This is a genomic window from Enterobacter sp. FB, from assembly GCF_000805795.1.
In the GTDB taxonomy this organism is placed as follows: Bacteria; Pseudomonadota; Gammaproteobacteria; order Enterobacterales; family Enterobacteriaceae; genus Enterobacter; species Enterobacter roggenkampii.
Window position 1 is genome coordinate 2,466,361 of sequence record NZ_JSZC01000013.1, and the last position, 14,749, is coordinate 2,481,109.

Sequence of the window (14,749 nt, forward strand, 5' to 3'; positions counted from 1 at the left end):
GGGCGGGAAAGATATAGCACCCCGCCCTGTCACACGTCACGTCAGATCGCTTTTGCCATCTTCAGGTTGCACGGGCTCATTTGCCAGTTGAAGACCCCTTTGCCGGTTTCGTCGAGGGTGACGTTGGCAATCGCGGAAGTGGTGAACATAGGCGGCGTTTCGCCCGGGCACAGCTCAGATACCAGATAGCCGACCAGCGGCAGGTGGGAAATGACCAGTGCGGAAGCGACACCTTCATTGCACAGCGCCTGAAGATAAGCGCTGACAAGGCCGACATCACCGCATGGTGTCAGTTCGGGGAGAACATCCACACTGGACGGCAGGTTCATACACTCCCCTACCACATCCAGCGTCTGTTCTGCACGCAGGAACGGACTCACAAGAACGCGTTCAATGTCCACTTTTTGACCTTTAAGCCAGGTTGCCATCAGACGGGATTCGTCGCAGCCACAGACGGTTAAAGGACGTACTGAGTCACTGGCGGCATCGAGTGCCGCGTCGCCGTGACGCATGATGAAAACTTGCATATTGCACCGCTTTTGTTAACCAGAATCACCGGCGTTAACTACCCGCGATAAATGCTAAGAGGTAGAAAACCCGATGGCCGGGCATTGTGCCTGATCCATTCGATGAATGAAACGCTGTTTTTTACCTCAATGGCGTAAGTATAGTCAATCTCTGTTTACAAAATCGCCAGAACAGGTTCATTCACCTCAGGATTTACCCTTCTTTGACTTCAGTTTACGAAATCAGTTTCCCGTGCAGGCCAAAATGTCTGGCCCCGTTCCGCCATCTGCAATAATTCGTCACACGGTGTAAACCGTGGGCCATATTGCGAGGCCAGACGTTGCAAAATGGCAACCACTTCACCCGCGCCGAGTGTATCCATGTAGCGGAACGGGCCGCCAAGGAACGGCGGAAAACCAATACCAAATACCGCGCCGATGTCGCCATCGCGTGCGCTCTTGATCACCTGCTCACCAAAGCAGCGCGCCGCTTCATTGAGCATCATCATCACGCAACGTTCAGCGCACTGAACGGCAGACAGTTTTCCCTGACCGGTGGTCGAAATAAGCCCATAAACCGAAGGGTCGACCTGTTTCTTGCTTTTACGCCCTTTCGCGCCGTAAAGATAGAAACCGCGTTCATTTTTTCTGCCTTTGCGATCGTCCTTCAAAATTGCAGAAACAATGTTTGCAGGCGGGCTAAAACGATCGCCATAAGCTGCCTCCAGCACAGGTATAATTTTAGTGCCGGTGTCTATTCCCACCTCATCCAAAAGTTGGATTGGGCCAACGGGGAAACCAAACTTTACCAGCGCCTCGTCGACGTGTTCGATCTTCTCGCCTTCCGTCAGCAGCCGCATGGCTTCATTAATATAGGGCGCCAGAATACGGTTGACGTAGAAGCCGGCTTTATCTGCGACCACGATCGGCGTTTTACCCTGCTTCTTCGCAAGTTTGACTACCGTGGCGATGGTTTGCGGACTGGTGGTCGCGTGTGGAATAACTTCCACCAGCGGCATTTTTTCTACCGGGCTAAAGAAGTGCAGCCCGATCACCTGCTCCGGACGCGCGGCTTTCGCCGCGATATCGCCAATCGGTAATGACGACGTGTTGGAGGCAAAAATGGTATGCGGGGCGCAATGTTGCTCAACGTCTGCCACCATCTGCTGCTTAAGGGCCAGATCCTCAAACACGGCTTCAATCACCAGATCGCGGTGCGCAAAACCGCTGTAATCCGTCGTACCGGAGATCGTCGCCAGGGTTTTATCACGCTCGCTTGCCTTGATATGGCGGCGTTTGACCTTTTGATCAAGGTTCTGCCAGCTGTACTGCAGCGCGTGGTTGATTCCCTTAGGGTTAATGTCTTTGATGCGTACCGGCAATTTGCCTTTGCTGGCGGTAACAAAAGCGATACCGCCGCCCATGAGCCCCCCACCCAGTACGCCAATGGCACGCAGAGGCGCAGGCTCCGCCTTGCTGCCGGGATCTTTTTTGACGTCAGTGCTGGCGAAGAAGATGCTGCGCAATGCCTGTGACTGCGGCGTCATCGCCAGTTCACCAAAGGCTTTGGCCTCCGCGGCATAGCCGCTGCTGCTGCCCTGCGACAGCCCGGTTTCGATCACGTCGAGGATCCGCTTTGCCGCCGGGTAATTGCCTTTGGTTTTTTGTTCGGTCTTTTTGCCCACCATATTGAACAGGAGCGTTCTCCCCAGCGGACCGGCCAGCACGCGCTCGCGAACCGGCAGAGGACGTTTTGCCTGACGCCCTTTCAGCGCAAGCTCAACGGCGGCCTCCAGCAAAATGGACTGCGGCACGACGTCATCGACCAGACCGGCTTTCAGCGCCTGACGGGCACGCAGCTGTTTACCGGTTAAGATCATCTCCAGCGCCGTGCTGACGCCCACCAGCCGCGGCAGACGCTGCGTTCCGCCAGAACCTGGCAGCAGGCCCAGCTGCACTTCCGGCAGGCCCAGAATGGTTTTCGCATCGTCAGTACAGATGCGGCTGTGGCAGGCCAGCGCCAGCTCCAGCCCACCACCCAGACACGCACCGTGGATCGCTGCGATGACCGGGATTGGGAGACTGTTGATCTCCGACATCACCTGCTGGCCCTGACGCGCCAGCTCTTCGGCTTCCAGCGCGCTTTGCGCCCGGGCAATCATGTTGATATCCGCCCCGGCGATAAAGTTGTCGGGTTTGGCAGAGATAAACACCAGGCCGCGAATGGCTTTGTTCTCGCGGATCTGCTTTAGCATCGCGCGCACCTGAACGCCAAATTCGGCCTTCAGGGTATTCATCTTTTCATCAGGCACATCAATAGTGATAACGGCCACGTTATCGAGGCGAACCGTCAGATTAAATGCAGATGGCATATCCATTATTCAGCCTCCAGAACCATTGCTGCGCCAAGGCCGCCCGCCGCACAGGCGGTAACAAGGCCAAACCCACCGCCACGGCGACGGAGTTCATGTAATGTTTGCGTGATCATCCTCGCCCCTGTAGCGGCAAACGGATGACCGTAGGCGATAGAGCCACCCAGCACGTTGAATTTACTCTGATCCACTTCACCCGTGGCATGCGCGCGGCCCAGCACATCACGTGCGAAACGCTCGCTTGCCAGCAGCTGGACGTTTGCCAGGGTTTGCGCGGCAAACGCTTCGTGCATATCAATCAGGGTTAAATCAGCCAGCGTCAGCCCCGCGCGATCCAGCGCCAGCGGCGTGGACCATGCCGGACCCAACAGCATGTCCTGCCAGACGTCAATGGCGGTGAAGGCGTAGCTGCGTAAATAGCCCAGGGGAGTAATGCCCAGCTCTTTTGCACGGGATTCGGTCATCAGGATCACGGCGGCAGCCCCGTCCGTCAGCGGCGTACTGTTCGCTGCCGTCACGGTGCCGTGCTTGCGGTCAAACGCCGGGCGCAGTTTGGCGTAATCCGCCAGCGTTGACGTGCCACGAATATTGTTATCTTCCGCAAGCGGTTCGCGATAGGGCGGAATATAGGCGGTCATGACCTCATCGGTCAGCTTGCCTTCCGACCAGGCTTTTGCCGCAAGCTGATGTGAACGATGCGCCAGCGCATCCTGCTGTTCACGAGTAATGCCGTAGGTTTTGGCCATCTGCTCGGCGGTGTCGCCCATGCGCAGGCCGGTGGAGTATTCCGCGACGGCAGGAGGTACAGGCATCAGGTCGCGCAGACGTAAACGCGAGAAGAGTTTGAGTTTCTGACCCGTCGTACGGGCTTTGTTGGCATCCACCAGGATGCGCGCCAGCTTTTTACTGACCCCAATTGGCAGTACCGAAGAGGAGTCCGCTCCCCCCGCTATCCCGGCGCGAATGGTGCCCGCCATCAGGCTTTCGGCGACGTTAGCCACGGCCTGGAAGCTGGTTGCGCAGGCGCGGCTGACGCTGTAGGCATCGGTATGAACATTCATCCCGGTACCGAGGACGATTTCCCGCGCAATGTTGGGGGCTTCAGGCATCTGCACGACCTGGCCGAATACCAGCTGTTCGATGACCTCCGGCGGAATTTCGCTGCGAGCCAGCATCTCCCCCACTACCATTTTCCCCAGGTCGACGGCCGGTATGCCATGAAACGCCGTTGCCTGACGCGCAAATGGCGTGCGCAATCCACTGACTATGGCAATGCGATCGCCCTGACGGGTAATAAGCGGTAATGCCTGACTCATAACACTCCCCTGTAAAAAAATATTCGCAAACACTAAGTGGTCTGACCTGATAATAGTCTTAACCATTTTTTTACATTCAGCCAATCGGGGAAACGAAAAAGTGCGAGCTAAAACACAGAGAAGAAAAAGAAAATGCCCCTGCATGGCAGGGGCATTTGTGCGGTATGTTGCCGGGTGCGCAAGGTAAAAGCAAAACGGTAACCCGTAGGTTACCGTTTTTAATGCTTGCGCCCTCTCCCGTGGGAGAGGGTCGGGGTGAGGGCATCAGGCCGCAGAAATTAACGCAGACCCAGCTGGAAAATCAGCGTTTCAGCTTCACAGGCAAAAACAAAGTCGATGTCCAGCTTCACGCCGCCTTCCACTTCGGTAAAGGTCGACTTGATTTCACACGGCTCGGATTCAACATCACGCGCACGCTTGCTCAGCGCGGCCAGGGTCTCTTCCGCTTCGGCGCGGTTGGTGAACACACGGCTGTAAGACGCGGTGCAATCGGAGTTGTCCATGATGGTGCCAACATCCATACAGCAGCAAACCGGGGTTTCATCAGCACTGCATTTACTCATAGCTCAATTTCCTCTGTATTCGCGCAGCGCGCGAGATAAACACGATGCTGATATTTTACGCCCCTGCGCGGGCTCTCTCCAGCCGTTAATGGCGCAAAATCGGATAAGTGACCAATATCACACTAAAAAATGATCTAAAACAAAAACCACCCTTTTGGGTGAGTCGCGATGGTCACAATTTTGCCAACCAGATCTCGTTTCACGAAACATGTTTGAAAATATTAATAAACAAACTTGCAACATTCAGGCTGGTCGGACCTATACTCTGGCCACTGGTCTGATTTGTCTGTCATACCTCAGACCCTACACTTCGCGCTCCTGTTACGGTATGTAACAATTATTGAATAAAAATAACTCAATGAGGTTATGGTCATGAGCCAGAAAACCCTGTTCAACAAGACTGCGCTGGCAGTCGCAGTGGCACTCGTCTCCACTTCCGCATGGTCAGCGGGCTTTCAGTTAAACGAATTTTCTTCCTCTGGCCTTGGCCGCGCGTATTCAGGGGAAGGCGCTATTGCTGATGATGCGGGTAACGCAAGTCGTAACCCCGCATTGATCATGATGTTTGATCGCCCGACCTTCTCTGCCGGTGCTGTTTATATCGATCCTGATGTCAACATTTCTGGCAAGTCGCCTTACACGGGTGCGAGCCTTAAAGCGGACAATATTGCCCCAACAGCATGGGTCCCTAACCTGCACTTCGTTGCGCCTATCAATGAACAGTTTGGCTGGGGAGCATCCGTAACCTCTAACTACGGCCTTGCTACCGAGTTCAATAGCAACTATCCGGCTGGTGAATACGGCGGTAAAACAGACCTTACTACGCTGAACCTGAACCTGAGTGGTGCTTATCGCCTGAACGACAACTGGAGCTTTGGTCTGGGCTTTGATGCCGTCTACGCCGATGCCAAAATTGAACGTTACTCCGGGGAGCAAACTGCTCGCCTGCCAAAAAACAGCAATAAAATTGCCAGCCTTGAAGGTGATGAGTGGGGCTATGGCTGGAACGCCGGTATCCTGTACGAGCTGGACAAAAACAACCGTTGGGGCCTGACCTATCGCTCCGAAGTGAAAATTGACTTCGACGGCGATTACAAGAGCGGCATCCTGAAGCCTGTGAACAACGTGGTTCCTGGTGCGGGTACCACCATTCCTTGGGGAACGTCAAACCAGACCGTTCCAGGTTCGCTGTCACTGCATTTGCCAGAAATGTGGGAAGTCTCCGGTTATAACCGCGTTGCACCGCAATGGGCGATCCACTACAGCCTGGCCTATACCAGCTGGAGCCAGTTCCAGGAGCTGAAAGCGACCGGAAGCAATGGTCAAACGCTATTCTATAAGGAAGAAAGCTTCCACGACGCTTATCGTATTGCGTTGGGTACCACCTACTACTACGATAAAAACTGGACTTTCCGCTCCGGTATCGCATTTGACGACAGCCCGGTTCCGGCAGACAAGCGTTCCATTTCCATTCCGGATCAGGACCGCTTCTGGATAAGTGCAGGCGCGACTTATGCGTTCAACGAGAATGCATCTATCGATGCGGGCGTATCTTATATGCACGGTCAGAAAGTGACGTTCCAGGAAGGCCCTTACGAGTTTACCTCTGAAGGTAAAGCCTGGCTGTTCGGTACGAACTTCAACTACGCGTTCTAATCGCGCAGGAATTGAAAAAGGTGAGCATTGCTCACCTTTTTTATTTACTCCGAATCGATATCTTTTAGTTCGTTCTCGATCGCCTTCGCGTTTGGATTCTCTTCCGGCTTCAGCTTACCGCCGTTGGCAATAAAGTCATGATTCTGGAAGTACGCTTCTCGCACCATAATATACGGGTCAGAAGACTGGCGCAGTAAGCCATCAGAGTCGAGCAGTTGCGCACGAGTTTCAATCCCTTCCACCGTCCATTTACCCACCGACAGCGGCCAGGTCAGCCACGACAGAACCGGATACAGCGTATCAACCATATCGCCGCCGTCATCACGAAGGGTGAAACTACCGTAGAACGGTAATTGCATGTACGGACCGTACCCGACGCCATAATGTCCCATTGTGCTGCCGAAACGGTGCGGCTGCTCACGCTGCAGTTTCGGGTTCGCCATGCCTGCCACGTCAATAAAGCCGCCCATCCCCAGAATGGAGTTCAGGAAGAAGCGGGTAAAGTGCACCATCCCCTGATACGGATCGCCCTGCAGGAAGTAGTTCACCATTACCGCAGGCTCTTCGAGGTTGCTGGTAAAGTTACTTAACCCGTTACGCGCGGGCTGGGGAACATAATCGCGCCATGCCACTGCCACCGGGCGAACCACATACGGGTCCAGCACGTTGTAGTTGAAGTTATACATGGAGCGGTTAAATCCTTCGAGAGGATCGGAGCGTCCCGTTTGCTCCCCGGAGCTGGCGCAGCCCACAAGCATCGTCGCGCCAAGCGCAAGCGCCGACAGCCGAAGTTTCATAAATATCTCCCTGTTCAGTATGGCTATCGTTGATTGCCATCCGTAACGGAGCCGTTGATGCTCCGTCTGTAAACGTGCAAGCGATTGTAACAGCACGTTTACCGATGTCTATGAGCACAATTACGGGCAGTAATCACCGTGACTCTGATCTCAGCATAGCCTGGCTTTTGGAATTCGTTTCGCTGGCAATTTTATAATGTCTTTGAAAGAGATGTATCACCTTTGTTGTCATTGCCGCCAATTTAAGAGCATCCCCACAGGCATCCCGATAAAAGCCGCTACGCTTAACAGAAAGATCAACCTCCGGGAGCAGATATGAAAGAAATGGGCGAAGAAAAAATTGGCGAGAGCGATGAGGAACTTGAAATTGAAAGCGAGGAGAAAGCGCGTGGCGAGAAAATAGAAATTGATGAAGATCGCCTCCCTTCCCGCGCGATGGCCATCCATGAGCATATCCGCCAGGACGGTGAAAAAGAGATGGAGCGCGATGCCATGGCCCTCTTCTGGTCAGCTATCGCCGCAGGGCTCTCAATGGGCGCCTCTCTGCTCGCCAAAGGGATATTTCATGTTCAGCTGGAAGGTGTGCCGGGCGGTTTTTTACTCGAGAATCTCGGCTATACCTTCGGCTTTGTGATTGTCATCATGGCCCGCCAGCAGCTGTTTACCGAAAACACGGTGACCGCCGTTCTGCCGGTGATGCAAAACCCTACCCTCGGCAATTTCGGTTTATTGATGCGTCTGTGGAGCGTCGTCCTGCTGGGTAATATCATCGGCACGGGCATCGCGGCCTGGGCGTTTGAGTACATGCCGATCTTTGATGAACCCACCCGGGATGCATTTGTAAAAATCGGCATGGATGTGATGAAAAACACCCCGATCGAGATGTTCTCGAATGCCATCATCTCCGGCTGGATCATCGCCACGATGGTCTGGATGTTTCCTTCAGCAGGGAGCGCCAAAATTGTGGTGATTATATTGATGACCTGGCTGATTGCGCTGGCTGACACCACGCATATTGTGGTCGGTACCGTAGAAATACTGTATCTGGTCTTTAACGGTACGCTTCACTGGAGCGACTTTTTCTGGCCGTTCGCCTTACCGACACTAGCAGGAAACATCTGCGGCGGAACGTTTATCTTCGCGCTGTTAAGCCATGCCCAAATCCGTAACGACATGTCGAACAAACGCAAAGCGGAGCTTAAAGCGCGGGAAAATGATGATAAATCGACAAAAAAATCGTCCTGAATGGTGACTCTTTGAGCAGTCAGGCGGCGATGCGCTTAACGCAAAGTGTAAATGACGCTATACTCGTGCCGCCTCGTCCCCTTAGTTAAATGGATATAACGAGCCCCTCCTAAGGGCTAGTTGCAGGTTCGATTCCTGCAGGGGACACTTTGACCTTCACGCGCATTCACCTGTCTATCGCCAGAATTCACTGAGCAGAGGAATCCTGTTTTATTTGAGCGTAACGCGCAGCAAGCTGTCTTAGGCGCAACTCCAGTTGGGTCTTTTCGGCTTCAGGAAGCGCATCTCCATCTGGATGCTGTGACAGGCGTCTGAGTTGTTCTTCAGCCGGTATTGTTTGGTTAAATGACTGTATAGTCGAAAAAACCACCGATTTAAGCTCACTCACCGTGATATATTTTCCTTTTTGCTCATCCAGACTGCTCAGCCGATGGCTCAGTTGCTGAAGCTTCATCATTCCCTCATACCAACTGTTCATAGCGTCGACAGGCAACGCTGCCGCGTAAAATTTTTGCTGCCACTGTGAGGTGAGCGATTTCGCCTCCCCCGGCCACAATGTCTGGAGTTGCGCTAACAGCTGAAGGCTGTAGGAAATATTCCAGTCAGGAGGCAGCTTATCCAGTCGGGCAAGCTGCTGCTGCGTTTCTGTGATAAATGTGGACGGCAAAGTACCTTGCTGTGCTAACGCGTCTTGCTGAACAGGTGTAAGCACTTCAGGTAACGGCGCCAACGAGGCAATAGCCTGAGTCGTTAAGGGATCGGGTCTGGACAGAAAGCCCTCTCCCCACGCTATGGCGACGCAGATCGCCAGCATAGAACACATCCCGGCGACAAAAGGCTTCCATGGTCTGACCGCCCCGCGCGCTGTCGTAAGACCCTCCGCATTAGGCTGGTTTTCCGGTTGCACAACATAGACCCTTTTCACTTCGTCAAACGGCTCTGCCCTCTCCTGAGGTACTTCGCGATCGGGCATCATGAGTGCATTCAGATCTGATGCGTCATTACTGCTTTCCAGCCGTTCAGCATTCGAACGTATCATTGTTCGTAACGTATCGAACTGGCTTAGGTGTTTCAGCTCAAGACGCTGTAGCACCGCACTCAGTCGAGTAAGCAATTCTTCAGCACGATAAAGCTCACTAAGATGGCTTTTGTTGAGTGGAAGCATACGCATGTGCTGCTGCAGGCGCTGGCTCAAGCCGCTAAGGATTTCCATACGAGCGTGTAGCGTCTTCGGCCAGAAAACGTCCCACTGGTGGCTAATCAGTGCCTCCAGAATCGCCAGCCCTTCGTTCAGGCCTGCTAATCCAGACAGGTGAATACGGGCAAGGGTGTACCAGGCTGCAGTCTGCAACTCCACACCGTTCTGTTCGAACAGAGAGAGACAGCGTTTTTCGACATATTGCCAGTTCACATCCGGGCGAGCAGGATGCGTCAGCTTACTGAGTTCATCGCGGAGGGCGGCGTAATCTGGCAGCGTGCGCGGGTCGCCGCCGGTTTTTAACGTTATATGTGTGGTCATCCTGGAGGGCCTGCATATCCGTTTCGGTTAATTTCGTTAGTTGATCTGTAGGGCTATTTGGCGATTTAAAATGCAATGACGCATTAAAGGAATGAATGTTATCGCTATGGCAGCAGCGCTAAAATCAGACCGAAAAACACACCTTCATCAAATAGTTGTCCGGATCGGGATGAGGTATCAGGGGGAGTAAAGATCCAGCCATTTGCGCTCCCCACCCGCATGAACAGGCGTCCTTGAGAAATCACCTTGTCCCCAGAACAGAAAGTCACCTCGACACAACCAGCGACGCCCTGTCCATACAGAAAGATCGGCATAAAGTTGACCGCCCGGCTGTCATAGCGCAAAACGATACCGGAAATCTCAAAAGCCCCGCCCTCCACCAGCAGATCCGGAACGGATACGGTCAGTGGCTCCACATTCAGTCCCGTATCCGTCAGCCACGCGTCCATTTGCTCCTGAAGCTGAGCCATCCGCTGGCGAAACTCTGCAATATCAGCCTGACTCTTGCTGATGGCAGGAACTGGTGCAGGTTGTCGTGCCTGCAACTTTTTCAGGAACTGTGATTTTACTGACATGATGTTATCAAACCTTATATACGGAGGGTCGTATCGAGATATTGTTGTTGCCTGAGATGCCTTAACAGGACCCGTCCTTCGGGCATAAACTCAGTCCCGTAGCGCACCAGACCAATCCCTTTAAGTTCAGCGTCAATGGCATAACGCAGTTCGCCGGGGACGTTCTGTTCCAGCAGGACAACGGTTATTTTTTTCAGGCGGGGTTCATACTTGAGCAGGACGGCAGATAATGTGCCCATCAGCTCATGGGCCGTTCCCGGCATGCCTTGCAGAATTTTGGTCATATCCGGCAGCCCGTAGTCTGGCAGATGCGACAGCGTACCGGCACGACAGTTGAGAACGCGCTGCATGTTATCCAGCACCGAGAGGATGACCTGATTTTCTTCACTGACCTGACTAAGGTTGAGTCCGCCTGTAAAATTTCCCGTTAACATTTCATATAGCGAAGGCGCGTTATGTCCGTAGGGCATCAGTCTTCCTTAAGCGGCTGTAGCGTCAGAGAGTTATCACCTGCTTCCAGGATACGTGGTTTATCCGGATCCAGGTCACTGCGTTTGATAACCTGCTTCCAGGCGTTGTTGTCCATATCCGGATGGCGGAAGAGCCCTACCACCGCGACAAACTGCGCCTTTTCTTCCATTGGCATATCAAGGTTTGCATCGCCACCCGGTTTCACCACGACATCACGACTGGCCAGCATGTCGTCTTTCAGAATGGTGCTATCATCCTGAAGCAACTGCTGATACACCGTCTTATCAAAGGTTTTGCGGTCTTTGAGCTGATAAACCCTTATCACCACCGGCTGAGACAGCGAGTTACTTTCACGGGTGTCGGTGTTCAGCGCCTCACGTGCGGTGAAATCGAGGTGCAGCACCTTGATTTTTTTGTAGAACACGGCGTTAAACGCCGATTTAGTGCCATCGGTGACGCTCTGCGTCACCCCGCAGCCTGCCAGGCTGAATGTCAGCAGCGGTAGCAGCCAGCGCGAAGTCTTAATTGAATTTGTACGTAACACGTCGGTTTCCTTGTTGTGGTGTTGAGGGCTGCAGGCCGGTGTAATAGCCCAGTTCCGTCGTGAAGGTCTGCGGGATATCGTCCAGGAGATATTCGTCTTCCGCGCCCAGCACGCCATTCATCCCCAGCCAGAAGCGACCTTCACCGAGCGGCGGCGCAGCCAGCAGGCAGGTCCGGGTGGTCAGAGTAATTTTTGCCTTAAAACGCCACCCGAGATAAACCCGCAGCATCACCAGAAAGTCCTGATACAACAGACCGTCCGGTTTCCAGCCCTGCGCTTCCTGTTCGTTATCCGTCGTGAGCGCAATCAGCAGTTGACTGCTGGCATCCATCGCTTCGTCACCCAGAGGCGTATTGCCATCAAGCAGAAACTCTTCGTCACCGTAAAAACCCAGCGGCCTGTCAATCTCTACAGGCCGGAGACAATACGGACTCACCTGCACCGTCGTATCGGGGGCCAGCAGGCGCACCAGTGCCTGCATCCCTTCCTGAGTTTTGCCCGGCTGCTGCAGCACACCCAGTAGCGCCAGAAAGCGGGACACTGGCGTGGCTATATGGTTCGCGGTGCCCGGTATGCCCAGCCCCACCAGACCCAGCAGCGACTGCGAAATGGAGTCAGTTCCCCCTGGCTCAAACGTGGCCGGATACGAGTATTTACGCCAGACGCGGTAAAACTGCGTCAGGATGCGATGACTGAAAATATCCAGAAACCCCTGCAGCGCCTCATGTCCTTCCCGGCGCTGGGAAATGTCATCGAGATAGGCGGTCGGTAGAGGCGAATCAACACCGTACATCCCCATAAAGGTCGTGCGGATAAGCGGTGGTCTGCTGTCATCATCCTCGTCATACTCGACAGCCTTCAGTTCACTGGCCGGGAACCCCATTCCAGGGTGCGGCGCAAAGCGTACCGGGTCATCCGCCGGATGGCTGGTAGAGCCCATCAGCGGCCTGTCCGGATGGCGCTTCTCCAGTAGCTGGCATAAACGATAAAAGTTGATGCGGTGAAGATCGGCCTCCAGCCGCGGGGTCAGCCGGGAATGCGGCGGTTGTGCTTCTCTTCCCATTCCAGGCGCTCTCCGGTCGGTTGCAGAATAATAATCAGGCGGTTAAACAGATAGATATCGGTGTACAGTGCAAAGAAGCGGCTCAGCATCTCGCCGAACAGACAGATATCGCCGCGCCCGGCAAAGCCGTTGCTCTCAAGCGTCACCTCAATCTGCACCCCGCGCACCAGATATCCCTGCTCAAAGCGTTCCGTTTCACTGTGCTTCACATCGATAATCGCCTCCAGACGACGGCGGTTCATCTCGCTGTCAGTCCACTCGTACAGCGCCAGCGTGCCGCGCAGCACGTCGGCATTATCCATCATCGACAGGAAACCGCTGCCGAGATGGCTCAGCACACGCCATTGAAAGCGATCCTGTGCCGGGGGATAACAGGGCAGCGTCGGCGCACACAGGTTACGCACGGCGATACTGGCTGAAGTGGTTTTCATCACTGTATCGAGCACGGTACTTTGCAACGCTCTGCGAGGTAGCTGGCCATTGGTGCCGGTTAGCGTCAGCGACAGGCTTTCATCCTCCGGCACCGTGTGGTTATCAAACGCTTCCCCGCCGAGGATAAGCCAGGTGTTATGCAACCCCGACGGGCCACGGCGCACGCGGGTGTGGTAGTAATATTCCGGGGCTTCATGGCGCATCATTCCGCCCTTGTGGCGGAAGCTTGAAAATGGCACGTAGGTATGCTGGCTCGATGACATCACCGAATCCACCGCATATATCTCGGTATGGCCATCCTGCACGCGCATCGGGCGCAGCATGTATTCGGTCTGCAGGGAGTTTAGCGTCAGCGGGTCAGATTCCAGCGGGAACAGGTTGATCACCGGCACACAGTTCAGGCGCAGATGCTTTTCGGTAAAGCTGAAATCATGCTCCCAGCGTTCTGCCAGCACCACGTCGATTTCAAACCAGGGGAGCTCAGCCGGAAAGGCCACTGTCTCCAGCCCACACAGTCCCGTGAACATGAATTTTTCACGAAAGGTGAAGTACTCGAGCAGCAGCTGATATCCGCTAAAGCTGCTGCTTCCCTTCGGCCACAGGACGTCATCATCGCCAAAGCCCAGCGCGGTGAAATACCCGTCGAGCGGTCTTCTGTCCATGTCGCCCGGCATCCGCAGCCAGAGGCGCGCTGTATTCATGGTAAAAGCTTCATGCATGGCGCAGGCCAGCGGTGCATCAGCGTTGAAGTAGAGCGGGATCTGGCTGAGATCGATACGACTCCAGTCGGCAAGATGGCTGCAGTTAAAGCGCAGGCTGATAACCGAACGCCCGTCAGGGTCAGTGGAGAGGCGGGCTTGCTCCAGCGATAACGGCAGGAGGGTGATCTCTTTGGTGGTGGTGTACCGACAGCGCGTGCCCTTCTCACCGATCGGCCTTGAGTTCACCTCAAAGCCTTTGACGATACGCATCGACTCTTTCATTTCGCGCCAGTCAGGCGTGAACTCCACCACTGACATCGACGGAATGGTACGAAGATAATGCGGCCACAGCAGGCTGACCAGCCCTTCGGTCAGTTCAGGCAGGTCGTCATCGAGCTTTTCACGCAAGCGCCCCATCAGGAAGGCAAAGCCCTCGAACAGGCGTTCAACATACGGGTCGCGCGCTCCGGCTTTATCAAGGTTGAGCATTGCTGCCTGCTCGGGGTGAGCACGGGCAAACTCTTCACCGGCTTCCAGCAGGTAGCGCATTTCAGCGTCGTAATAACGCAGGGTTAAATCATCCATATTTATTTCTGCTCAATAATTGCCGAATGAATAGTATTATCTGAATAAAATGTGCTGATGATGTTCCTGAGGACAGGAACATCTTATTAATTACCACGCTGCCCACATTCCGATGGTGGTAGTACATACTCAGTGGCCATCCCCGGCATCCATCCATCAGGACGGCCGGTGCATTTCACATAGCCTTTACTCTCAAGAGTCGAAGTGTACGCAAACGAAAAGATGACAGAACTGACGATAAAAACACCTACCAGACCAATAAACACTCTGCTTGTTTTTTTACATTTAATAACCGCATGTTCCTCGCCGTACCGCATAGCCAAATACCAATACATACACGGAAATATCAGAATAATCGGAATCATTAGCAAAGCGGAAACTGTCGGTGAAAATATAATGTCACT

13 protein-coding genes and 1 tRNA gene are annotated in these 14,749 nt (G+C 54.0%); 3 read left to right on the forward strand and 11 right to left on the reverse strand.

Annotated elements, in window-relative coordinates:
* Positions 1-41 precede the first annotated feature (41 nt).
* The 4 genes from sixA to PI91_RS18765 form a co-directional block, all read right to left on the reverse strand.
* Positions 42-527 (reverse strand): phosphohistidine phosphatase SixA, encoded by a 486-nt coding sequence (gene sixA / locus PI91_RS18750; RefSeq protein WP_014884683.1) that lies wholly within the window; start codon positions 525-527, stop codon positions 42-44.
* Between the two features lie 209 nt (positions 528-736).
* A complete protein-coding gene (gene fadJ, locus PI91_RS18755; protein WP_039266796.1) occupies positions 737-2,884 on the reverse strand; it encodes a fatty acid oxidation complex subunit alpha FadJ in 2,148 nt (715 codons plus the stop codon).
* Positions 2,884-4,194 (reverse strand): acetyl-CoA C-acyltransferase FadI, encoded by a 1,311-nt coding sequence (fadI, locus tag PI91_RS18760; protein WP_021241580.1) that lies wholly within the window; start codon positions 4,192-4,194, stop codon positions 2,884-2,886. The genes fadJ and fadI overlap by 1 nt, the downstream gene beginning before the upstream one ends.
* 278 nt (positions 4,195-4,472) lie before the next feature.
* Complete coding sequence (locus PI91_RS18765) at positions 4,473-4,757, reverse strand: YfcZ/YiiS family protein (RefSeq protein WP_008502617.1); 285 nt, start codon at positions 4,755-4,757, stop codon at positions 4,473-4,475.
* 372 nt (positions 4,758-5,129) lie between these two features.
* On the opposite strand from PI91_RS18765, the gene fadL reads away from it, so the two are divergent.
* Positions 5,130-6,413, forward strand: coding sequence for a long-chain fatty acid transporter FadL (gene fadL / locus PI91_RS18770; protein ID WP_039266797.1), 1,284 nt, complete (start codon positions 5,130-5,132; stop codon positions 6,411-6,413).
* Positions 6,414-6,457: 44 nt separating this feature from the next.
* On the opposite strand, the gene mlaA is transcribed toward fadL, so the two are convergent.
* A complete protein-coding gene (mlaA, locus tag PI91_RS18775) occupies positions 6,458-7,210 on the reverse strand; it encodes a phospholipid-binding lipoprotein MlaA (RefSeq protein WP_008502619.1) in 753 nt (250 codons plus the stop codon).
* 315 nt (positions 7,211-7,525) lie between these two features.
* On the opposite strand from mlaA, the gene PI91_RS18780 reads away from it, so the two are divergent.
* Entirely contained in the window at positions 7,526-8,455 is a 930-nt protein-coding gene (locus tag PI91_RS18780) for a formate/nitrite transporter family protein (RefSeq protein ID WP_039266798.1), read from the forward strand.
* 75 nt (positions 8,456-8,530) lie between these two features.
* A tRNA-Arg gene (locus tag PI91_RS18785) sits at positions 8,531-8,602 on the forward strand.
* A 40-nt stretch (positions 8,603-8,642) separates the two neighbouring features.
* On the opposite strand, the gene PI91_RS18790 is transcribed toward PI91_RS18785, so the two are convergent.
* From PI91_RS18790 to tssF, 6 genes are all read right to left on the reverse strand, one after another.
* Positions 8,643-9,974, reverse strand: a complete 1,332-nt coding sequence (locus tag PI91_RS18790; RefSeq protein ID WP_039266800.1) for a VasL domain-containing protein — start codon at positions 9,972-9,974, stop codon at positions 8,643-8,645.
* Between the two features lie 104 nt (positions 9,975-10,078).
* Positions 10,079-10,549: a hypothetical protein gene (locus PI91_RS18795; RefSeq protein WP_025912748.1), complete on the reverse strand. Its 471-nt coding sequence runs from the start codon at positions 10,547-10,549 to the stop codon at positions 10,079-10,081.
* A gap of 14 nt (positions 10,550-10,563) precedes the next feature.
* Positions 10,564-11,019: a type VI secretion system baseplate subunit TssE gene (gene tssE / locus PI91_RS18800; RefSeq protein ID WP_025912749.1), complete on the reverse strand. Its 456-nt coding sequence runs from the start codon at positions 11,017-11,019 to the stop codon at positions 10,564-10,566.
* Positions 11,019-11,564: a type VI secretion system lipoprotein TssJ gene (gene tssJ / locus PI91_RS18805; protein WP_039266802.1), complete on the reverse strand. Its 546-nt coding sequence runs from the start codon at positions 11,562-11,564 to the stop codon at positions 11,019-11,021. The genes tssE and tssJ overlap by 1 nt, the downstream gene beginning before the upstream one ends.
* Positions 11,542-12,627 carry a type VI secretion system baseplate subunit TssG gene (gene tssG / locus PI91_RS18810; protein ID WP_039266803.1) on the reverse strand — a complete coding sequence of 362 codons (1,086 nt, stop codon included), beginning with the start codon at positions 12,625-12,627 and terminating at the stop codon, positions 11,542-11,544. The genes tssJ and tssG overlap by 23 nt, the downstream gene beginning before the upstream one ends.
* Positions 12,591-14,345: a type VI secretion system baseplate subunit TssF gene (tssF, locus tag PI91_RS18815; RefSeq protein WP_039266804.1), complete on the reverse strand. Its 1,755-nt coding sequence runs from the start codon at positions 14,343-14,345 to the stop codon at positions 12,591-12,593. The genes tssG and tssF overlap by 37 nt, the downstream gene beginning before the upstream one ends.
* Between the last annotated feature and the right edge of the window lie 404 nt (positions 14,346-14,749).